Genomic DNA, 21139 nt, shown 5'->3' on the forward strand with positions numbered 1-21139 from the left:
GCGAACCGTGGGAAGGTGTCAAAGCCAGCGCCCCGCGTCGTGTGCCAAACGTCATGCGGTTGGAGTGGGCGAACCCGGTTATCCTCCCAACTCGTTCGTCGGGGAGTCCAGCATGTCCATCCGTTCCACTTTTATTGTCGCCGTCGTTGCCGGAATTGCCGCGACGACGTGCGTCCACGCCGGCATCTACGATCGCGATCCGCAGCAGGCCGTCGACAAGGCCTACACCGACAAGATCGCACAGTACACGACCAGCGCGCAGTTCAACTCGCCGCTGACGAATTATCTCCCCGCATCGAGCACGGTGCCGACGCCGGCCAAGGTGCTCGGCGATGTGTCCGGCGCGCCGAACATGCTGCCGTACACCAAGGACGTGGTGCGCTACTTCGACCTGCTCGCAGCCTCGACGCCACGCGTCAAAGTATTCCGTATCGGCAAGAGCGAGGAAGGCCGCGAGATGATCGCGGTGGCGGTCGCCGACGAAGCGCTGCTCGCCAATCTCAAGGACAACGACGCGCGCCTGGCGCAACTCTCCGATCCGCGCACGATCGGTCTCGACGATGCAAGGGCCGACGCGCTGATCGCGCAGACGGCGCCGGTCTACTACATCACCGGCACGATCCATTCGCCGGAAACCGGCTCGCCGACCGCGCTGATGGAACTTGCCTATCGCCTCGCCGTCGACGACGCGCCCTACATCAAGAAAATCCGTTCCAAGGTCATCACGCTGATCACGCCGGTCGTCGAAACCGACGGCCGCGATCGCATGGTCGACCTGTACAACTGGCATCGTGCCAATCCGGGCAAGACGCCGCCGCCGCTGCTCTACTGGGGCCACTACGTCGCCCACGACAACAACCGCGATGCGATGGGCCTCACCCTCGCCCTGTCGCGCAATGTGCTCGACACCTATCTCGGCTGGCACGCGCAGGTGCTGCACGATCTGCACGAGTCGGTGCCGTTCCTCTACGACAACACGGTCGGCGACGGCCCGTACAACGCCTGGGTCGATCCGATTCTCGTCGGCGAGTGGCAGCAGCTCGGCTGGAGCAACGTGCAGGAACTGACCAAGTTCGGCATGCCGGGCGCGTTCACCCACGGCGACTTCGACACCTGGAGCCCCGGCTATCTGATGTTCATGGCGGCGATGCACAACGGCATCAGCCGGCTCTACGAAACCTTCGGCAATTCCGGCGCAGACACGGTCGAGCGCGTTCTCGATCCGTCCGACTACGCGCGGACCTGGTACCGGCCGAATCCGCCGCTGCCGAAGGTGCTCTGGTCGCAGCGCAACAACAACAACTACCAGCAGAGCGCGCTGCTCTCCACGCTCAATTATTTCGCCGACAACGAAAAGACGTTCCTGCGCAATTTCTATCTCAAGGGCAAGCGTTCGATCGAGAAGCCCGCCGCTGCCGGTCCCGTCGCCTATGTGCTGGATGCCGGCGATGTGCATCGTGACGCGCAACGACAGCTACTGCGCGTGCTGCAATTGCAACACGTTGAAATTAGCGTCCTCAAGAACAGGACTACGGTGATGATTCCCGTGCCGGCGAAGGACGTAAAAAAAGACGAGGCGAAGAAAACAGATGCCTCTCCGCAGGCCGAAAAGCCAAAGCATGCGGAACAAACGTTCAGCGCCGGCAGCTACATCGTGCGCATGGACCAGCCCTACTCGCGCATTGCCGACACCTTGCTCGATCGCCAGTACTGGTCGCCCGACGATCCGCAGAAACATCCGTACGATGACACCGCCTGGGCGCTCGGCGACATGTTCGGTACCGAAGTCGTGCGCGTCACCGACTCATCGATCCTCAAGGCGCCGATGGAAACGCTGCGCGAGGCGATACCCGCGCGCGGTGGCGTGCAGGGCAATGGCAACGTCTATCTGATCGAGAATCACGCCGACACATCGCTGATGACATTGCGCTACGCATTCAAGGGCGCCGACATCTCGATCGCGGAAAAGCCGTTCGAAGCGGCTGGTCGCAAATTTGCCGCCGGCACCTGGATCGTACGCAAGGCCGACGGCGCCGCGCTGTCGAAGAAACTCGGCGAACTCGATCTCGACGCCTGGGCAGTCGCATCCGAGCCGAACGTGGCCGCGCACAAGCTCGGCGCGCCGCGTATCGCACTCATGCACACATGGCTGTCGACCCAGACCGAAGGCTGGTGGCGCCAGGCACTCGACAAGCTCGGCATTCCCTACGACTACATCTCGACCCAGACAGTCGCGCGCAACGACAACCTGCGCGGCAAGTACGACGTGATCCTGTTCGCGCCGATCGGTGCCGACAACTCGCAGCTCGTGCTCAACGGACTGCCGCTCTGGGGCAACGCGCAGCCGTGGAAGAAGACCGCGCTGACGCCGAACATGGGCATCGACGAAACCGACGACATCCGCCCCGGTCTCGGCGCCTCCGGCCTCGCGCACCTGCAGCGCTTCGTCGAACAAGGTGGACTGCTGCTCGCCGCGGGCGACGCGGCGAAGTTCGCGATCGACGTCGGGCTTGCACCGGGCGTGTCGGTCACGCCGGCGAAGGATCTCAAGGTCGTCGGCAGCATCCTGCAAGGCGTGACCGTCGACGAGACGCATCCGGTCACCTACGGCTACGCGAAGGAGTTCGCGATGTACAGCCCCGATGGCCTCTCGTTCAAGCTCAGCAACTTGCTCACCGGCGACGACGGGCTGCCGACTGCGAAGGACTTCAAGCGCCCGACCGGCCGCGGCGGCCCGCACGACACTGACGCGCCCGAAGGCCGCGTCATCACCGAGGCCGCCGAACTGCCCGCACCGAAGCCGTGGGAAGCGACGCCGCTCAACATCGATCAGGCACGGCCGGGGCCGTTCTTCCCTTCAACCGTCATCCCCGAAGATCAACGGGCGCGCGCCGTCGTGCGCTTCGGCGATGCCGACGACCTGCTGGTCGCGGGCCTGCTACAAGGCGGCGGCGCGCTCGCCGAACGCGCCGCTGTGGTCGATGCGCGTTACGGCCGCGGCCACGTCGTGCTGTTCGCGACAAACCCGATCTGGCGTGGGCAGACGATCGGCACCTACGGCCTCGTGTTCAACGCGATCCTGAATTACGACAAGTTGTAAGCCGCACAAGCGCTCGCTGCCGCCGCGAATGCGTCGGCGGCGGGTTCAGGCGATGCTGTTTTCGAGCACGCCGCAGATGCGCTCGAACCCGGCCTCATCGAGCCATGGGCTGTTGGAAATCGTCAACATGCGCGCGGCGAAATCGCGTGCATTCGGCACCTCGGCCTGCGCCACGATCGCGCCGAGATAGGCGTAGTCCGGCAGCGCGTGGATGAACAGGCGGCTGACGCCGAGATTCGTCGTCCACAGCTCGGCAAGTGCCGCATCGCGCGCCTCGCGCGAGGGCATGAGCAGCAGCAGGAATGGCCAGGTGCCCGACGCACCGGCGCCGTCGCGCAACACGTCGATGCCTGCGATCTGCGCGAGCCGTACGCAACGGCGTTGCGCAGTCTCGGCGAGCCCGCGCTGAAATTCGCCCAGTCGCGCAAACGCGCGCGCACCGACCGATTGTCGCCACGCCCCGAGACGATGCAGCGGAATCGACAGCGGAAAATCGTCGCCAACCGCCGCGGTCGCATCGCCCGCGCGCAGCGCGCGCCGGCGTGGCCAGCCATAGACGAACGGCAAAGCCGAAGGGCGATAGAACGCGTAGTAGCCGAGCAGTTGCAGCGTGCGCTTGAATTCCCAGGACGCATCGGCGGGAACGATTTCGTCGCTGCAGGCGCGCAGCTCCGCGCGCAGCGATGCGGCGCGCGCAATCAGCAGGCCGCCTTCGAACGTGGTCAGGCCCTTGCCGACCGCAAGCGAGAAGAAACCGATGTCCCCGCGCGTGCCTACGGCGGTACCGTCCGCGAATTGTGCGCCGAGCGCCTGCGCGGCGTCTTCGATCACCCACGCGCCGACGCGGCGCGCGCAGGCGACTGCGGCATCGACGTCGGCGACGCGTCCGCCGAGATGCGTCGGCACGATCGCGAGCGTGTCCTCGTCGCACAGCGCGGCCAGCATCGAGGCGTCCATGTCGATGCTGTCGGGCGCGAGGTCGCAGAGGCGCAATTTGAGTCCGCAATGCGCGACCGCGATCGCGACGAGCGGACAGGTATAGGCCGGCACGATCACACTCGTGCGTTTGCTTTGCCGCTGCAACGCGGTCAACGCGACGACGAGCGCCGCCGTGCCCGAGCATTCGACCTGCACGTCTTCGACGCCGAGGAACCGCATGGCCTGGTCGGCCAAACTCGGCGTACTGAACGGCAACAGATCGCCAAACCGCGGCGGCAAGCCTGCGGTCGGGGGCACTTCGTAGAAGAAGCTACGCGGCATCGTGCCCTTCATCGGGCGGATCGAAGGCGAGACAAACGATGCCAGCCAGAATGATGCCGCAGCCGACCAGTTGCATCGTCGACAGGCGTTCGCCGAACAGGAAATACGATGCGGCGAGGACGAAGACGACCTCGAGATGCGAGGCGGCAAATGCAGGGCCAACCGGCGCATGCTTGAGCAGGGTCATCCAGGTGAAGAACGACCCGAGGTAGCCGCAGATCGCGACATACATCCACGGCGCGCTGACCATGCGCAGGAACCAGGCGAACTCCGGTACGAACGGACCGGCGTGATTGGCGTTGAGCTTGAAGCAGATCTGGGTCATCGTGTCGAACGCCATCAGCACGAGGAAGCCGATCAGATAGAAGCGGCGCATCAGCCGACTCCGACGATGGCGACGCCGACAGCGATCAGCGCGCAGCCGATGACGCGCGGCGGGGTGAACTTCTCGGCGAACAGCACGCGTCCGGCGATTAGCATCGCAACGATGTTGATCGAACCGAGCAGTACACCCTGCGACAGGGGGACCAGCGATAGAAAACCTTGCCAGACGACGAACTCGGCGACGAAACAGACCACGCCAATCCAGATCCACGGCCGGCTCGCCATCGCCTTCCAGCGCGCGAGCTCGCCATCGGTATCGGGCTGCGTCGCTGCGGCCTTGAATGCGAGATGGCCGCTCGTGTCGAGCGAGATGTTGAGCATCCAGAAGATGAAGACGAGCAGGGTCATGCGCGACCAGGAGCGAGGAGTAGTGTCGCGGATTATCGCAGAGCGCGCATGGCCAAGTCAGGCCGCGGACGTACGCTCGGTCGCGGCTTCCAGCGGATGCGGGTCGAACGCATGCAGGTCGACATGACTGACCGGAATCGGCTTGAACGTCTTGTCCTCGAACGCGACTTCCTGCAGCTTCCAGCCCTCGACGCTGCGCACGGCACCCCAGAAACGCCTGAGCGCACCCCATTGCATCGCGATCACGCCGCGGCCGTTGTCGGCATCGACGGTCGGATCGCCGACGCCGGTCGGGCGCGGGGGTTCGCCGTAGAGCGCCGTGCCGAACAGATTATCCCAGACCGACAGCACCTGGCCGAAGTTGCAGTTGTGCAGATTCGGTCGCGAGGGATCCACGCGCATGTGGTGCAAGCGATGAAAGATCGGGCCGACGAAGACGCGCTCGAAGATGCGACCGAACCCGATGCGCGTGTTCGTGTGCGAGAAATTCTGCACGAGCTCGCTGACCAGCTCGAGCAAGGCGAACTGGGCGGCATCGACCCCCATGAGCAGGCCCGCCGAGGCGAGCACGAGGGACTGCATCACGCCGTCCAGATAGCTGCCGCGGTCGTTGGTCCAGCAATTCATCTGGCGCTGGCTGTGGTGCATGCTGTGCAGCGCCCACCACCACGGAATCGCGTGCTGGGCGCGGTGCATCCAGTAGTAGGTCAGATCGTAGACGATGTAGTAGAGGAAGAACGCAAGGTACGGATGCGCATCGATGCCGGGCACGAAGCTCAGCAGACCGCCGCTCGGCTCCGCGCTGGCACCGACATCCGCGCCGCCACCGAAGAAATTGGCGAACGGCGTCAGCACGAGAAAGGCGAACAGCGGGTTGAGGCCGAGCACCATCAGCAGGGTGAAGCTGCGATCGATCCGCGTCAGCTTGCGGTCCGTCCACGCTTCGGCCGGCGCGAACGTCTCCAGTGGGCGGAAGATGCACGAGATGATCGCGAGCTGGAGGAAGGCGATCAGCACCGCCGCAGCGATATCGTTCGGATCGCCCATGAGACGGTCGACGTGCAGGAACGACAGCACCGGCACGACGACGTAGGCGCTGGTCCACGCGACCAGACCCGACCAGAATTGTGCGATGGCTTCGAACATGTTGCGCGTGGCGCTTGCGGCGTTGAGACAGGGCCGATTGTGCCACGGCGGCCATCAAGCCAGGCTGAAGCAGGTGCGTCCGCTACAGGCCGACCTGAACTCAGGCCACCGCCTCGATCCCGGCTCGCCCCGCCTCAGGCGTTGTCGAACTTGCCAAGGAAGTCGTTCTTGCCGATCTCGACGCCGTTGTGGCGCAGGATCGCGTACAGCGCGGTCACGTGGAAGTAGAAGTTCGGCAGCACGAAGTGCAGCAGGTACGGCAGGCCCTTGGTATGCAGGTCGCCGGAACGGCGCGGCACGACGATGTCGCGCGACTCGGCACCGGCGTATTTCGCCGCGGGGATGCTGTTGATGAATTCGAGCGTCTTGTTGATGCGCGCCTCGAGCTCGGGCAACGTCGCCTCGGTGTCGGCGAACGAGGGAGTCTCGGTACCGCTGAGGCGTCCCGCCGCGGCCTTGACCGTATCCGAGGCGATCTGCACCTGCTTGATCAGCGGAAACATGTCCGCAGCGAGGCGCGAATTGAGCAACACGCCCACGTCGATTTTCTTCGCCGCGGCAAAGGCCTCCGCCTTCTTCAGCAGCACGAGCGTGTTGGCGAACACGCGGTTCACGGTGGGAACGAGAATATCGTGGACGGAAATGGACATGGGCATCCTTGGGTCGCGAAAAACAAGACAGCGCGCATTCTCGCACGCGGCATAGAAAAAGTTCTGCTGCAACAACGAAGCCGGCCCGTTACGCGGCCGGCCTCGGATCAAACGCGGCGCCTGCCGACGGCGGCTTCAATTCGCGCTGTTTGCGTAGATCTTCACGACCTCGTAGAGGAACTTGCGCCCGTCCATCAGCGATTTGACCCGGATGCGCTCGTTGAGGCCGTGCGCGCGGCTGCCCTCGGCGTCATGGAACATGCCGGACAGACCATAGGTCGGCACGCCGGCCGCGTTGAGGAAACGACCATCAGTAGCGCCGGTCGACATCGTCGGCACGATCGCGGTGCCCGGCCACATCGATTCGGAAATCTTGCGCACCGGCTCCATAATCTTCTCGGAAAGCGGCGGCGGCGGGCTCTGCAATCCCGGATCGCCGACCATCTTGACCGAGATCTTGTCGTCGCCCATGACGCTCGCGATCTGCTTGCGCACGTCCTCGACCGGCACGCCGGGCAGGATGCGGCAGTTCACATTGGCGCTGACGTGCTGCGGCAACGCATTCGGCGCATGACCGCCGTTGATTTCGGTGACCACGCAGGTCGTGCGCAGCATGCTGTTCCAGCCCGGATTGATCGCCCAGAGCTTTTCGATCGCCGCATCGTCGTTCGGATTGGCCAGCACCGCGCGCATCTGCGTGCCGATGTCCGGCGACAACAGTTTCGACTCCGCCTCGTAGTAGCCTTTGGTCGCCTGGTTGAACGCGACCGGAAAGTTGTACGTCGACAATTTCTCCAGCCCCTTCGCCAGCCGCGCGATTGGGTTGTTGTGCGTCGGCCGCGAGCTGTGGCCGCCGACGTCGGTCGCGTCGAGCTGGAAGTCCTGATACACCTTCTCGCCGGCCTGAATCTGCAGCGCCACGTGCTTGCCGTCCTTGTCCAGCTCGCCGCCCGCGCCCTCGTTGAGCGCGAACGCGGCATCGAGCGCTTCGGGATGCGCTTGGATCAGCCACTTGACGCCATTGAACGTGTCCGGCGTTTCCTCGCCGCAGGTCAGGGCTAGCTTGATGCTGCGCTTCGGCACGAATCCCGACTTCTTGTAGCGGATCAGGTTGTCGGTGAACGACGCCGCCATCGCCTTGTCGTCGCTCGAGCCGCGCGCGTAGAACCAGCCGTTCTCCTCGACCAGCTTGAACGGGTCGCGCTCCCAGTCCTCGCGCTTGGCTTCGACGACGTCGATATGCGCAAGCAGAAGAATCGGCTTGGCAAGCTTGTCGCTGCCATGCAGAATCGCGGTCAGATTGCCGTCTTTCGGCCGATCGGGTGGCACGAGAACCTGCGTATCGCCCTTGGCGAAGCCGCCTGCGACGAGCCGCGCCTGCATCGCTTCCGCCGCCTGCGTGCAACTGCCGACCGAACGCGTCGTGTTGATCTCGACGAGTTGCTTGTAAAGATCGCGGAACGCGGCTTCATCCGCGGCAGGCGCCTGCGCGCGGCCCTGCCCTGCGAACAATGCGCTGGCAACAGCGACGGAAAGAGACAGCGATCGGACGATGGCGCGCATGCAGATTCCTCGACTTGGGCGTGAACTCCCAAGGTTGCAACGAGGATTCGCCAAGATCAACCCTTGGGCGCGTTACTTTTATTTAATCCGTGTGTCGATGACGATCTTCGAGGTCAACGTGCGATGCACCGGGCACTTGTCGGCCATCTCGAGCAGGCGCGCGCGCTGTTCTTCGCTCAAGCCGCCGACGAGTTCGATCTCGCGCTCGATGTGGTCGAGCATGACCGGCTTGTCACCGCAGTCCTTGCAGTCGTCGAAGTAACGCTTGGCATGGGTGAGCCGCACGATCACGCGATCGAGCGGCATCTGCTTGCGCGCCGCATACAAGCGCAGCGTCATCGAGGTGCAGGCGCCGAGCGACATGAGCAGCAGCTCGTACGGCCCCGGCCCGGTGTCGTTACCACCGACATCGACCGGCTCGTCCGCGGCGAGCGCATGCCGGCCGTCGAGCAGGATCTGGGTGAACTTGCCCTCCCCCGTCTCGGCGACGACGACCGTGCCCGAAACGACGTCGGGCGGATCGAAATGCACGCTGCTCATGCCAACACCAGGTCCTGATATTCCTTGTGCCGCTTGAGGTAGGCCGCGATGAACGGACACTGTGGAATGATTTTTTCGCCGTTGCGGCGCGCGTCCTCGAGCACGTATTGCGCAAGCTTCGAGCCGATGCCCCGGCCTGCAAGCTGCTCGGGCACGATCGTGTGGATGAAGGTGATCACGCCGGGCTTGCGCGCGTAGTCGACATGCGCGATGACGCCGTCGACGCTGAGTTCGTAGCGATTGCGTGCGCGGTTGTCGATGATGTCTTCTGCCATAGCTAGCCTCTCCTCTCTTTCAGTGCAATGGTGCCGAACAGGATCAGCAATATCACACTCGTCAAGCCTCCCAGCAGCCCTAGCAGCGGGGCACCGAGCAGCGGCCCGTTTACCGTGAGTGATGCCGTCGCCAAAATTGGAATGGTATCGACCAGGTTCTCCGCCCAGGTGACCTGATACGTCGCCGGCGGGAGCGGGTCGAGCCTGATGATTGGCTGCGTGTAAGCCGGACCCGGGGGAGGGATCGCCAGGCAGTTGCCGAAGGTCACGATCGCGATGCTGGACCCGGATCGCTGAAAATTCGTCGTCGCATCCGCCGGACAGTAATAGGAAAGTTGCGCCTTGAACACGTTGTTCGTATCAGGAACCGGCGAGAACGCGATGCTGGCCGCTGGCTGCGCCATCGCGAATGCCACAGGCAGCAAAACGAGCACAAGCGCGCGCAAGAGAAACCGAACTGTGGAATCGCTTATGCCATTGTCCATAGCGCACTCCGCTTCAAAGTACAGACAAATTTCTTGCTGATCGCTAAGCGCTTTTCATCATCTCGTCGAGGCGACGCTGCATTTCCTCACTGGACACGTCCTCGACGTGCGTCGCCAGTGTCCACACATGGCCGAACGGATCGGTGACCGTGCCGGAACGATCGCCGTAGAACTGCGTCTGCAGCGGTCGTGTCTCGGTCGCGCCTGAGGCGAGCGCCTGCTTCACCGCCGCGCCGGCATCGGCCAGATACATCACCAGATGCACGCTGGACCCGCCGAGCGTGCGCGGGCTCTTCACATTGCGCTGCGGCGCTTCGTCCGCGAGCATCACGCGCGTGTCGCCGATTTCGATTTCGGCGTGGCCGATGCCGCCGTCCGGCATGGTCAGGCGATAGAGTTCGCGCGCGCCGAAAGCGCGAGCGTAGAAATCGATCGCCTTCGCGGCATCGTCGACGATGAGGTAGGCGCTGACGCTGTGATAGCCGTCGGGAATGGGTTTCACCGGCATGCGATGTCCTCTTCGAGACGCTTTTCAATCATACCCTGTTCGCTCAAAGCAATCCGGCAGCGGAACCTGCCTTCGGCAGCCACGCGGCGACGCGCTCGGCCCATGCAGCCTGGCCGTCGGCTTCCGCGATCAGGTCCTGGCGGATTTCTAGTTCGACGTTGGCGAGGCCGCGTTGCGTGCCATAAACCGGGATCGCGTAGTCGCTCGTGTCGCTGACCGAGTACGGCTCGTTGTCGCCGACCACCCACTCGCCTTCGGCGCGGATCAGACGCAGCAGCGCATGCGCGAGGCGCGCGTCGCGGTGATAGAGGATGCCGACCTGCCACGGCCGCGCCACATCGAGGTAGACCGGGGTGAAGCTGTGCACCGTGACGAGAATCGTCGGCCGGCCGGCGCTGCGGCGCGCGTCGAGTTCGGCCTCGATACGCGCATGGTACGGGCGGAACACGGCATCGATGCGCTGCTGCCGCTGCGCTGCAGACAGGCTTTCGTTGCCGGGGACATCGGTGCGTTCGCTGTGCGGCGTGATCAGGGTCGGCGACTCGAGCGGGCGGTTGCAGTCGACGACGAGGCGCGAATACGTCTGCGCGATCGCGAACGCATCGAGGCGCGCGGCGAGCCGCGACATCACTCCGGCCGCGCCAATGTCCCAGGCGATATGTCGTTGCAACTCGCGCTCGCCGAGCCCAAGGTCGCCGAGCGCGGACGGAATGCGCCGCCCGGCATGGTCGCAGGTGAAGAAGAACGGCGACGCGCCATGAGCGTTTTCGATCGAATACGATGGCGGCTCGTCGGCTGCCAGCAGCGGTGGCAGGGTCTCGGTCATGCGCAGCCGCTAGGACCTGTTAACGCTATCGAGACAGGTCACGTTGTCGTGTCCGGCTGTCAGGTGGTTGTGCGCGGCGCAGCGACAGGCTGGCCGCCTGTTCAAGCCGCGCGCAGCCGCATGGCGGCCGGACATGGCAACCCGAAGGGCCGCGCTTGAGCGCGCGCGCTGCGGCGTCATCACTCGGTCATTTATCGACATAAACTCCCTCGTTCTTCCTTGCCCCGCACGCGCTCAAGCGCGGCGTGGCCTATCTCGATAGCGTTAACAGGCCCTAATCCTACGGCGCGCGCACGCTAGGTCGGCGCGACCAGTCGAGATCGAGGATCACGCGCTCGCCGCTGCGTGCATCGGTTGCCTCGAGGCGCGCGAGACGGCCGCTGCCGTCGCATATCCACGCACGCAGGTCACCGTCGGCGCTGGCGCCGGGCAGCTTGCCGCTGGCACGGAAACGGTAGACCTGCGCCGCACACTGGTTCGTCTTCGACGCTGACGCGACGCGCGCGTCACGGATCGAAGCGATCGCCCGGCGCATCGCCGCCATGTCGAACGCCGTCACCGGCACGAGTGAGCGGTCGACCGCGGTCCATACGCCGAGCGTGTTCAGCCAGGCGCGCTCACCGATCGTGACGAATTCCATCTGATCGGTGCTCGCATGGATGCGGTCCGGGAACACGACTTCGATCTCGCCCGCCATCGCCGGCAGCGCTGGGCCGAACACGTGGCCTTGCGCATAGCCGCGAAAGCCACCGCTATCGACGACCTGCTCGAAAGCGCGCTGCACTTCGCTGCGCGCGTCGGCGTGCGCCTGCATTGCAACGGCGAGGCCGAGCCATCCCGCAAGGAAAAATTTCATCTGCGCTCCGCGAAAAATCCCGCGCAGAGTATCTGCATATGTCGATGAATGCAGCCTATCGGCGGCGCCGATCAGAATCTGTGTGCAACTACCGCGCTACGCTTTGCACAGGTTCTCAGTGCGCGATGGCGACGCGGTCGCGGCCGGCAGCCTTGGCCTCGAGCAGCGCGACATCGGCGCGCTTGACCCAGGCGCGAGCATCGTTCATGCCCGCCTCGTTCGTGGCGACGCCGATGCTGACGGTGGACATCGACACCGGAATGCCGTCGGGCTCGCCGGCGAGCACGTTGAGGCGGATGCGCTCGGCGACCAGTCTCGCCATTTCGGCATTGGTCTGGACAAGGACGATCGCGAACTCGTCGCCACCGTAGCGACCGGGAATGTCGACGTCGCGGGTGCAACGGCGGATGATGCCGGCGACGGCGCGGATCACCTCGTCGCCGGTCAGGTGCCCGTGCTCGTCGTTGATCCGCTTGAAATGATCGATATCGATCATCAGCAGCGCCGCTGGCAAGCCGAGACGCTGGTGCCGGCGCAGGATTTCCACCGCCCGGTCCTCCCAGCTGCCGCGATTGAGCAGGCCGGTCAGACCGTCGACGCGATTCAACTGCGCCAGGCGCCGGTTCTGCCGGCTGACCGTGCGCACGAGCCGGTAGTTCACGCAGCCGATGACGAGCGGATAGACGATCAACAACGGCAAGGTCATCGCGATCTCGAACATGGTCGTCGTCGGCTTGAGGCTGAAGCCGAACACGAGCACTGCGGCGAGGCAGCCCAGCACCTGTCCGGCGAACGCGCGCGCGAGCAGTCTTGGCCCGCCGAGGCTGAGCCGATCGAACGCAAGCATCACCGACGACAACGCGCTCGGCAGCAGGTTGAACTGCATCAGCGCGATCCAGATGCCGCCCAGCACCGAATCGATCACGAGATTGCGCAACTCGGCCTTGCGCGGCGAGCGCGCGTGCATCGCGATCCAGCGCGCGAGGTGCGGCCAGAGAAAACCGTTTGCGATCAACAAGGCCCAAGTGACCCGGCTCGCACCATTGACGTAGAGGACGCCGGCGACGCAGAGAAATCCCGCCGCCAGCCCGAGGATGCGCAGCGGATACATTCGCCTGACCAACTGCCGCTCGTGGCTGATGAACCTGGCAGCTTCGGGTAGGGGTGCAGTCATCGAAGGATCATGTGTCGAAAAGCGAACGGCCGGGGTGACGGGAATGGGCATCTGTACCAGCTCAAGCAAGTCCCGTGCCGTGGCAAAAGATGCGGCATTGGCACAAGCCGCTGCCCGCTGCGGTGCGCAGCGCTTGGGCCCGATCCGGCAAGTCGGCGCTTTGCGCGAAGAGGGCAAAAAAAACGGCGCGCACCGACATCCGGTGCGCGCCGTTGGTGGTGACCGAAACTGACCTGCCGCGTTACTTTCTGTCGCCTGCCGTCGCATCGCGCGTGGCGCGGAATTCCGAATCGGAAGCCCAGTTCGGCCACAGGCGCGAGTTCGCGAGTTTGCTGCCGAGCTGATAAAGCACGCCGAGATCGTGGCTCATGCCGACAAAGGTCCAGGTCGGCTCCCACTGGTCGGCCGGCTGATGGTAGCGATTCGCAGTGTATTCCTTGCGATACTTCTCGCCCGCTTCGAGGCCGCCGTCGACGAGATCGTTGCCCGACTCCCACGAAAATGCCGGCACGCCACGCTTGGCGAAGCCGAAATGGTCGGAGCGGAAGAAATGTCCGGCCTCGGGATGCGGATCTGCCGTGAAGGAGAGACCTGCCGCCTTCGCCTGCGCCTTGGCTTCGTCGAGCAGTTCCGAGCTTGCATTGCCCGATTGCGACCAGTTCTTCGCCGGACCCATCGGATCGAGCGCATCCATGTTGATGTCGGCTACCGTCGTCGCCAGCGGATACAGCGGCTTGGACGCGTAGTACTCCGAACCGAGCAGGCCCTTCTCCTCCGCGGTGACATTGAGAAACAGCACCGAGCGCTCGGGCTTGGGGCCTTGCGCAAACGCGCGGCCGAGTTCGATCAGCGCCGCGGTGCCGGTCGCATTGTCGACCGCACCGTTGTAGATCTTGTCGCCCTTCGCATCGGGTGCGCCTACGCCGAGATGATCCCAGTGCGCGCTGTAGATGATCGTCTCGTCTGGATGCTTCGCGCCTTCGATGCGACCGACCACATTCTGCGAAGTGATCACGCTCGAGTCGACCTGGTAGCTCGCCGAGAACGTCGTGTTCTTGAGCGTCACCGGCTTGAACTCGCGCGTCTGCGCCTGCTTCTTCAGCTTGTCGAAGTCGAAGCCCGAGCCCTTCAGCAGCGACACGGCGAGATCGCGCTGGATCCAGCCTTCGAGCTTTGGATGCGTCTCCGACGGATCCTGCCGGACGACGTCGAACTGCACGTTGGTGTTCGAGTTCTTCACGGTCGCCCAGCCGTACGAGGCGGGATCGGTCTCGTGCACGATCAAGAGGCCCGTCGCGCCGCGGCGTGCGGCCTCCTCGTACTTGTAGGTCCAGCGGCCGTAGTAGGTCATCGCCTTGCCGCCAAAATCGCCGACGCCGGTTTCGAAATCCGGATCGTTGATCAGCACCACGGCAATCTTGCCCTTGAGGTCGATACCCTTGAAGTCGTCCCAGTTGCGCTCAGGCGCGCTCACGCCATAACCGCAGAACACGACGGGCGCCTTCGCGATCACCACCGATTTGGCGCCGTCGAGCGGCGCACGCACCGAGATCTCGCTGCCTTGGGTCAGCTTCTTTGCTTTGCCGCCGACGTTGAACGTCAGCTTCGGCGCGCCCTTGATCTCGGCGCGCAGCAGCGGCACCGGCTGCGTCCATTCGCGCTTGCCGTCCTTGAGCTCGCCGCCGGGTGCAAGCCCGGCGCCTTTCATCTGCTCGATCACGTAGGCGACCGTCTTCGTCTCGCCCGGCGTCGCCGGACCACGGCCTTCGAACTCGTCGGAGGCAAGCGTCTTCACTTCGGCCGAAAGCAACTTCGGATCGAATTTGGGTACGTAGGCCGATTTCGCCTCCGATACGGCGGCCGGTTTGGTCGCGGAATTCGTGGTGCAACCGGCCACGGAGAAAATGGCCACGGCGATGGCCGATGCAAGCAGGGTTTTCATGACGCTCCGATTAGTCAAGCGGACGGCGATGATAGTCCGCACGTCGCGGGAGCGTCCACATGACATGCCCCAGAGCCTGTTCTCACAGCACAGCGAGCGAAGACCCGATCCTACCCAAGCCGGGCGAGCGCAGCAGCAGCTTGAAGGGCAGGCTCATTGCAGGCTGCGCACCGGCAACGCGATGCGGCTGCCCGGATCGTAGTCGAGCTTCGCGTGCAGATTCTGCCCCTGGTAGGCGTAAACCACATCGAACAGCTGCGGCGAGTCCTTGCCTGGCGTGACGGTGCGGCAGCGCTTGACCACGCGCGTGACGGTATCGCCTTCCTGATGCGCTTCCTGGATCTTCTTGCCGGCGATGCCGCCGCCGACCGCGCCGGCCACCGTGGTCAGCTTGCGTCCGTTGCCACGGCCGAACTGGTTGCCGATGACGCCACCGGCGATCGCACCGATGACGGTGCCGGCAACCTGATGATCGTCTGATGGACGGCGCCGCTCGGTCACGGTCTGGTCGCTGCATACCTGCTGCGGCCCGTTCAACGGCGTCACGCTGATCACCTGCGCGTATTCGGCACCTTCCTGCACTGGAGGCGGCGGCGCGCCGCCGTTGCCCGGATGCGGTGCATAACCTGCGGAAGGCAACGCGCCCTGTGGCGGCATCGACTGCTGCGCGGGCGGCGATGGATTGGTGCCGGCATTGGCGGGTGGCGGCGCTGCGTTCGGCGCGGTCAAGTCTGCCACCGACATTGACTGCTGTGGCGCCGGCGGCGGCTGCTGCGCGGGCGGCGGATTTTGCGCAGGCGCGGGCGCGCTCTGCGCCGCATTGTTCGGCGACGAGCCGCTGCATGCCGTCAGCATCGTGGCCAGCGCACAGGACAACACACCGGCGAACTGCTTCGACGGAACGAATGGGGACACGATCATGGCACTCTCCTAACCCCTGCATGGTCGATGGTAGTGCGCAGACGTGTACGGTCGCTGAAAAACCCGGCGCACCGACGATTGATTTCCGTGCAAAAAACAGGCACGCGAAATGCTCGCACACACCGCACGGACACGACCCGGTCCCGTCGCCTCCATGGCGAATGGCACCCCCGCCACGCGCTGCGATACACCTATACTTGCCCGCCACTATCAATGGGGAGACAAAAGAAATGAAGCACCGTATCGCGTCGCTTGCCGCAGGCTTGCTGCTCGCCCTGTCCGCGCACGCGCAGGCACCCGCTGCCGCGCCTGCACCGAAGCCGCTCGTGCTCAAGGCCGCACACCTGTTCGACGGACGCAGCGGCACACTGGTCTCGCCGGGCACCGTCGTCATCCAGGGTGAGCGCATCACCGCGATCGGCGCCAATGCGGCGATCCCGGCCGATGCCAAGGTGATCGATCTCGGTGATGCGACCTTGCTGCCCGGTTTCATCGACGCGCACACGCACATCGCTTCCGACCACAACGACAATTGGGCGCAGGGTTTCTACGAGGACATGCTGCGTTTTCCGGTCGAGCAGTCGTTCCACGCCGAGCGCAACGCGCGCGCGACACTGCGCGCGGGCGTGACCACGGTGCGCGAGGTCGGCGCCGCCGATTTCGTCGACGTCGCGCTGCGCAACGCGATCAACCAGCATCTGGCCGAAGGCCCGACCATGCTCGTCGCCGCGCATGCGATCGGCTCCACGGGTGGCCACTGCGACGGCTCGCCGATCCCGCCCGATCGTATGAAAGAACCCGGTCCGCTCGAAGGCGTGTGCAACGGCCCCGAATCGTGCCGCCAGGCGGTGCGCGAACAGATGAAGTTCGGCGCCGACGTGATCAAGATCTGTGCCTCGGGTGGCGTACTTTCTGAGGCCGATCCGGTCGACGTGCCACAGCTCACGCCCGACGAACTGAAGGCGATCATGTCCGAAGCGCATGCCTGGCGGCGCAAGGTCGCCGCACACTGCCATGGCGATCTCGCCGCCAAGCTCGCGATCGAAGCGGGCGTCGATTCGATCGAACACGGCAGCTTTCTCAAGCCCGACACGCTGCAACTGATGAAGCAGAAAGGTGTTTACCTCACGCCGACGCGCATGACCCAGGAATGGGTGCTGGCCAAGGCCGACACGTATCCGCCGAAGATCGCCGCCAAGGCGCGCGCCGCGGCGACCGCGCATTCGGAAATGATGAAGAACGCACTCAAGATCGGCGTGCTGATGGCATTCGGCACCGATGCCGCGGTCTATCCACACGGCAAGAATGCCGAGGAATTCGGCGACCTCGTCGCCCTCGGCATGGCGCCCGCCGCGGCGCTGATGACGAGCAGCATAGGTTCGGCCAAATTGCTCGGCATCGACGCCGACACCGGCACGCTCGAAGCAGGCAAGTACGCTGACGTCGTCGCCGTGCCCGGCGACGTTCTGAAGAACATCCGCGCCACGGAAAAACCGCTGCTCGTGGTCAAGCACGGCCAGACGGTGCGTATGGACTGATTCGCTGGGCGATGTCGATTTCGCACTTGCTCGCTCGTCGCTTGGTCAAAGGGAGCGTCGTCGCACCAGCGCGGCGCTCTTCGCTGCCACCGCAACGCAAGGAGAGAACGACATGAGCACCCGTTTCCAGCGCATCACTCCGTTTCTATGGTTCGCAAGCCAGGCCGAGGAAGCGGCGAACTACTACGTCGCCATCTTTCCGAATTCCGCGATCGGCAAGACCGCGCGCTACGACAAGGCCTCGGCCCAGGCCTGCGGGCAAAGCGAAGGCGCGGTCATGACGATCGCGTTCAATCTCGACGGTCACGATTTCGTCGCCCTCAACGGCGGCCCCATATTCAGTTTCACGCCCGCGGTGTCGTTCGTCATCAGTTGCGAAACGCAGGCCGAAATCGACCGCTACTGGGACGCTCTCAGTGCCGGCGGCGACGCCTCCGCGCAGCAATGCGGCTGGCTCAAGGACAAGTTCGGATTGTCCTGGCAAGTCGTGCCGGCAAACATGGCCGAGTTGATCGCGCACCCTAAGGCGATGCAGGCGATGATGCAGATGAAGAAGATCGACATCGAGACGCTGCGCCGCGCAGCTCAGTAGATAAAACGCGGGGGCAAGATGATCCCCGCGCATACTTGCGCCGTCTGCGATGGCAGACCAGGCCAGCGAAGCGTCGCTACCGCGCCCGCCTCGCAGCTGCGGCGCCGAGAAACCGGCGCGTGAGTTGCGCCGGCGATCTCAAGCGGACAGCGCCCAGTGCTGCAGGATGCGATGCTCGGTCTTGCCGAGCAGACTGTGCACGAGCGCGAATTCGCGAACCGTCCACGCGATCGGCGCGACCGATTGTTCCGGCACGAGAATGCGTTCGTAACGCAGCGTCACGTGCGGTGTGAACTCGCGCGTCACCTGCTTGCCCAGACCGGCCTGGATCAGACGTTCGCCGAGCTGCCCGCGCAAGCGCTGCAAAGGTGTATCGCCTTCCGCGCCGAGCAGCACGCAGGGTTTCTTTTCTGCACGGCCGGCGAAACTCTTCACGCGATCGAACGCGACCTCGAACGCCGTCGCAACGACCTGCGCGGCCGCGCGCTGCGCCTGCTCGATCACGGCCGCGGGCAGGCCGACATAGTCGCCGAGATGATGCAACGTAATGTGCAGGCGCTCGCGCTTCAGCGGTGTACCGCGCAAGCCATGCTGTCGGCCTATGTCTTGCGCCAGACGCGCAATCGCCTCGCCTGCAGCCGCGTCGGGAAAGACGGCAAAGAACAAGCGGTCGGTCGGCACCGCAGCGGCGAAACCACCCAACGACAGCTGATCCGACATGCACCGAATTCCCGAAATTGAAGGCAAGCATTATGCCGAATCGAATCTCGCCAATTGATGAGCCAAGGGTTCGGAACAATGCGCAAGTACCCGATCAAAAAGGGGATTTTTAACGAAAAGTTCCGTTTTTCTTGGTTGCGATCGCGTACTCTTGCCGTTCCGGCAGCGCAGGGGATCGTTGCGTACCGCTGCGGGACGACATCGCACATCGACCAGGAGCGCCCCATGGCACTGTGGAAAGAACCGACCAAGCAATCCCCCACCCCCGGATTTCCGCCGGACCCCGTCACCCCGGCGCGTTTCGAAGTCCCGCCAGGACCCGAGACTAAGCCCGAGGCCGCAACGCCCGTAGCCGCAGCGGCACCTGTGCGTACGCAGACGCGCGCGGCGGAGAAATCCGAGTCGCTCATCGCACCTGACATCGCGATCGAGGGCAAGATCGAAGGCGCCGGCCACGTGCGCGTCGCCGGCCGCTTCAAGGGCGACATCAACGTGCACGGCGACTTGACCATCGACCCGCGCGCCAACGTCACCGGCAGCGTGCGCGCGGAAAAAGTCATCATCGCGGGTGAACTCGTCGGCAACATCGACGCGGCCGCGCACGTCGAGTTGACTCAGAGCGGTGCATTGACTGGCGATCTCAAGGCCGGCACGCTCACCGTGGCCGCTGGCTCGCGCATGCGCGGTCACGCCGAGTTTGGTTGGGGCGACGAAAAATCCTCCACGCATAAGCCGACGAACGGTTCGGCCTCGTGAGCAGCGCGCGCGCGGGCCTGCCCGGCGCGACGCGCAGTTGTCCGCACTGCCGGGAGACCATCCTCGAAAGCGCGACGGTCTGCCCATCGTGCAAGCATCACCTGCGCTTCGGCGTGGGTCCGGCCGCGGGCGAGGCGCAAGCCGCCACGCTCACGCCGCTGCGCGTCGAGGGCAGTTTCCGCAACAGCGAGGGCAGTGCCTGGGAATACTCGATGGTGCTGACGATTCGCAACGAGCGCGGCGAGGAAATCGCGCGGCGTCTCGTCGGCGTCGGCGCGATCCAGCCCGACGAATTGCGCGCGTTCACGCTGAGCGTCGAGATGACGCCCACCGCGGGCAAGCGCACGCGACATTGAGCGAGTTGCGCGTGCGTGCGAGCATGCACGCATGGCCACGCAAGCCGACGTCCGCAGGATCGCGCTCTCGTTTCCCGAAACGACCGAGAAGCAAGGCCATTTCGCCTTCGAAGTGCGCCACGGCGCGAAATACAAGGGCTTCTGCTGGGTCTGGCTGGAGCGCATCGAGCCGAAGAAGCCACGCGTGCCGAATCCGAGCGTGCTTGCCGTGCGCGTCGCCGGCCTCGACGCCAAGGAAATCCTGCTGATGGCCGACACGGACAAATTCTTCACCGAGCCGCACTATGACGGTTTCCCCGCCGTGCTCGTGCGACTCGAAAAAATCGGCAAGACGGAACTGCGCGAACTGCTGCAGCAGGCTTGGCTGACCCAGGCGCCCAAAGCGCTGGCCGCGCGACTCCGCGCCGACGCCCGAACTTGATCGAACCGCGCCGCAGTATTCCTTGCGCTACTTTCTCACCGTCCAGAAATCGTCGGAGAGATTGCGGTCGGCGAGATACGCATACGGCATCGTGAAGTAGCCTTTCATGCCCCAATCCGTGCCCCACGAATTGCGCGCGATGAAGCGCTGCTTCGCATCGTCATAACCGACCGCGCAGACCGCGTGGCCGCCGACGACGCGTTCGCTCCTCTTCGGCAGGTTGACGACACCGGTATTTGCAACCGTCTGCGATTCGAAGCTTTCGTAGACGGTAAAACCGAACACGAACGGATAACCATCGGCGAGGCAGGAGCGCATTTCGTCGGTCGTCGACAGGCGCTGATAGCTCGTAATCGTGTGCTTGAGCGCCAGCGTGTAGCACGTCGGTGTCGGCTTTTTCTTGAACTGCCTGATCACGTACGGCCATGTCGCTTCGGGGCATACGCCTTGTTTGGCCAGCGTCTTGATGCCGTCGCGGCGAAGGGCTGCTGTTCCTTGAGTTCGAGGAATTCGAGCGCGCCCACGAGCGCATTGGCAGTGCAACTTCCGAGTTGGCCCTGATCTTCTACCGGCGGACATTGCACGCGCAGATCGATTTTGGCCGGCAGCTTCTTCGCCACCTTGTACACAGCGCCGTAAAACTGATCGCGCTGGTCGGGCAGATCGGGAATCCAGCCGTAGCGCGCCTGCTTGCGCTGCGTGGTGGGCGTGGACTTCTTCACGACGCGGCTCCTTGTCGAGAAAACCGATGCGAGTGATTTACTCTGCGCTTCTCACG

At 64.4% G+C, this 21139-nt stretch carries 23 protein-coding genes and 1 pseudogene; 6 read left to right on the top strand and 18 right to left on the bottom strand.

What is annotated here, in order from left to right:
- Nucleotides 1-112 precede the first annotated feature (112 nt).
- Nucleotides 113-3100: a M14 family zinc carboxypeptidase gene (locus F455_RS23465; protein ID WP_018973564.1), complete on the top strand. Its 2988-nt coding sequence runs from the start codon at nucleotides 113-115 to the stop codon at nucleotides 3098-3100.
- 45 nt (nucleotides 3101-3145) lie between these two features.
- On the opposite strand, the gene F455_RS0112140 is transcribed toward F455_RS23465, so the two are convergent.
- From F455_RS0112140 to F455_RS22070, 15 genes and pseudogenes are all read right to left on the bottom strand, one after another.
- On the bottom strand, nucleotides 3146-4372 hold the full coding sequence (locus F455_RS0112140; protein ID WP_018973565.1) for a DegT/DnrJ/EryC1/StrS family aminotransferase: 1227 nt from the start codon (nucleotides 4370-4372) through the stop codon (nucleotides 3146-3148).
- Nucleotides 4350-4736 (bottom strand): DMT family transporter, encoded by a 387-nt coding sequence (locus F455_RS0112145; protein WP_018973566.1) that lies wholly within the window; start codon nucleotides 4734-4736, stop codon nucleotides 4350-4352. The genes F455_RS0112140 and F455_RS0112145 overlap by 23 nt, the downstream gene beginning before the upstream one ends.
- The gene (locus F455_RS0112150) at nucleotides 4736-5092 is read right to left on the bottom strand and encodes a DMT family transporter (RefSeq protein WP_018973567.1); all 357 of its coding nucleotides are present in this window, start codon (nucleotides 5090-5092) and stop codon (nucleotides 4736-4738) included. The genes F455_RS0112145 and F455_RS0112150 overlap by 1 nt, the downstream gene beginning before the upstream one ends.
- Nucleotides 5093-5149: 57 nt before the next feature.
- Nucleotides 5150-6238, bottom strand: a complete 1089-nt coding sequence (locus F455_RS0112155) for a sterol desaturase family protein (RefSeq protein WP_018973568.1) — start codon at nucleotides 6236-6238, stop codon at nucleotides 5150-5152.
- A 134-nt stretch (nucleotides 6239-6372) separates the two neighbouring features.
- Nucleotides 6373-6888 carry a DUF1993 domain-containing protein gene (locus F455_RS0112160; RefSeq protein ID WP_018973569.1) on the bottom strand — a complete coding sequence of 172 codons (516 nt, stop codon included), beginning with the start codon at nucleotides 6886-6888 and terminating at the stop codon, nucleotides 6373-6375.
- Nucleotides 6889-7023: 135 nt separating this feature from the next.
- Nucleotides 7024-8451: a M20/M25/M40 family metallo-hydrolase gene (locus tag F455_RS0112165; RefSeq protein ID WP_018973570.1), complete on the bottom strand. Its 1428-nt coding sequence runs from the start codon at nucleotides 8449-8451 to the stop codon at nucleotides 7024-7026.
- A gap of 78 nt (nucleotides 8452-8529) precedes the next feature.
- A complete protein-coding gene (locus tag F455_RS0112170; RefSeq protein WP_018973571.1) occupies nucleotides 8530-8991 on the bottom strand; it encodes an OsmC family protein in 462 nt (153 codons plus the stop codon).
- On the bottom strand, nucleotides 8988-9266 hold the full coding sequence (locus F455_RS0112175) for a GNAT family N-acetyltransferase (RefSeq protein ID WP_018973572.1): 279 nt from the start codon (nucleotides 9264-9266) through the stop codon (nucleotides 8988-8990). Before F455_RS0112175 ends, F455_RS0112170 begins: the two co-directional genes overlap by 4 nt.
- Before the next feature lie 2 nt (nucleotides 9267-9268).
- The gene (locus F455_RS0112180; protein ID WP_018973573.1) at nucleotides 9269-9751 is read right to left on the bottom strand and encodes a hypothetical protein; all 483 of its coding nucleotides are present in this window, start codon (nucleotides 9749-9751) and stop codon (nucleotides 9269-9271) included.
- Nucleotides 9752-9794: 43 nt separating this feature from the next.
- Nucleotides 9795-10259 (bottom strand): VOC family protein, encoded by a 465-nt coding sequence (locus tag F455_RS0112185; protein ID WP_018973574.1) that lies wholly within the window; start codon nucleotides 10257-10259, stop codon nucleotides 9795-9797.
- 43 nt (nucleotides 10260-10302) lie between these two features.
- Nucleotides 10303-11085 (bottom strand): N-formylglutamate amidohydrolase, encoded by a 783-nt coding sequence (locus F455_RS0112190; protein WP_018973575.1) that lies wholly within the window; start codon nucleotides 11083-11085, stop codon nucleotides 10303-10305.
- Nucleotides 11086-11365: 280 nt separating this feature from the next.
- Complete coding sequence (locus F455_RS0112195) at nucleotides 11366-11941, bottom strand: hypothetical protein (protein WP_018973576.1); 576 nt, start codon at nucleotides 11939-11941, stop codon at nucleotides 11366-11368.
- A gap of 115 nt (nucleotides 11942-12056) precedes the next feature.
- Entirely contained in the window at nucleotides 12057-13115 is a 1059-nt protein-coding gene (locus tag F455_RS0112200) for a diguanylate cyclase (protein WP_169337334.1), read from the bottom strand.
- A gap of 241 nt (nucleotides 13116-13356) precedes the next feature.
- Complete coding sequence (locus F455_RS0112205; protein ID WP_018973578.1) at nucleotides 13357-15057, bottom strand: M28 family metallopeptidase; 1701 nt, start codon at nucleotides 15055-15057, stop codon at nucleotides 13357-13359.
- Nucleotides 15058-15291: 234 nt separating this feature from the next.
- Nucleotides 15292-15978 (bottom strand): annotated as a pseudogene (locus F455_RS22070) (glycine zipper 2TM domain-containing protein); the annotation flags it as partial.
- A gap of 230 nt (nucleotides 15979-16208) precedes the next feature.
- On the opposite strand from F455_RS22070, the gene F455_RS0112215 reads away from it, so the two are divergent.
- Both F455_RS0112215 and F455_RS0112220 read left to right on the top strand, forming a co-directional pair.
- Nucleotides 16209-17516 (top strand): metal-dependent hydrolase family protein, encoded by a 1308-nt coding sequence (locus F455_RS0112215; RefSeq protein WP_018973580.1) that lies wholly within the window; start codon nucleotides 16209-16211, stop codon nucleotides 17514-17516.
- 112 nt (nucleotides 17517-17628) lie between these two features.
- A complete protein-coding gene (locus tag F455_RS0112220) occupies nucleotides 17629-18108 on the top strand; it encodes a VOC family protein (protein ID WP_018973581.1) in 480 nt (159 codons plus the stop codon).
- Between the two features lie 138 nt (nucleotides 18109-18246).
- Here F455_RS0112220 and thpR read toward each other — a convergent pair whose 3' ends face one another.
- Nucleotides 18247-18828, bottom strand: a complete 582-nt coding sequence (thpR, locus tag F455_RS0112225; RefSeq protein ID WP_018973582.1) for an RNA 2',3'-cyclic phosphodiesterase — start codon at nucleotides 18826-18828, stop codon at nucleotides 18247-18249.
- A gap of 225 nt (nucleotides 18829-19053) precedes the next feature.
- Here thpR and F455_RS20720 point away from each other — a divergent pair, with 225 nt between their 5' ends.
- From F455_RS20720 to F455_RS0112240, 3 genes are read left to right on the top strand one after another with little or no spacing between them, the layout of a single operon-like run.
- Entirely contained in the window at nucleotides 19054-19584 is a 531-nt protein-coding gene (locus F455_RS20720; protein WP_051084186.1) for a bactofilin family protein, read from the top strand.
- Entirely contained in the window at nucleotides 19581-19940 is a 360-nt protein-coding gene (locus F455_RS0112235) for a hypothetical protein (protein WP_018973584.1), read from the top strand. Before F455_RS20720 ends, F455_RS0112235 begins: the two co-directional genes overlap by 4 nt.
- 31 nt (nucleotides 19941-19971) lie before the next feature.
- Nucleotides 19972-20361, top strand: a complete 390-nt coding sequence (locus tag F455_RS0112240) for an MmcQ/YjbR family DNA-binding protein (protein WP_018973585.1) — start codon at nucleotides 19972-19974, stop codon at nucleotides 20359-20361.
- A 27-nt stretch (nucleotides 20362-20388) separates the two neighbouring features.
- Here the strand turns inward: F455_RS0112240 and F455_RS21595 are convergent, their stop codons facing one another.
- Together F455_RS21595 and F455_RS23470 are read right to left on the bottom strand one after the other, a co-directional pair.
- Nucleotides 20389-20778, bottom strand: coding sequence for a C1 family peptidase (locus F455_RS21595; RefSeq protein ID WP_245539986.1), 390 nt, complete (start codon nucleotides 20776-20778; stop codon nucleotides 20389-20391).
- A complete protein-coding gene (locus F455_RS23470) occupies nucleotides 20775-21083 on the bottom strand; it encodes a hypothetical protein (RefSeq protein ID WP_245539987.1) in 309 nt (102 codons plus the stop codon). Before F455_RS23470 ends, F455_RS21595 begins: the two co-directional genes overlap by 4 nt.
- Between the last annotated feature and the right edge of the window lie 56 nt (nucleotides 21084-21139).

Origin of the sequence: Rudaea cellulosilytica DSM 22992, from assembly GCF_000378125.1 — a bacterium.
Lineage (GTDB): Bacteria > Pseudomonadota > Gammaproteobacteria > Xanthomonadales > Rhodanobacteraceae > Rudaea > Rudaea cellulosilytica.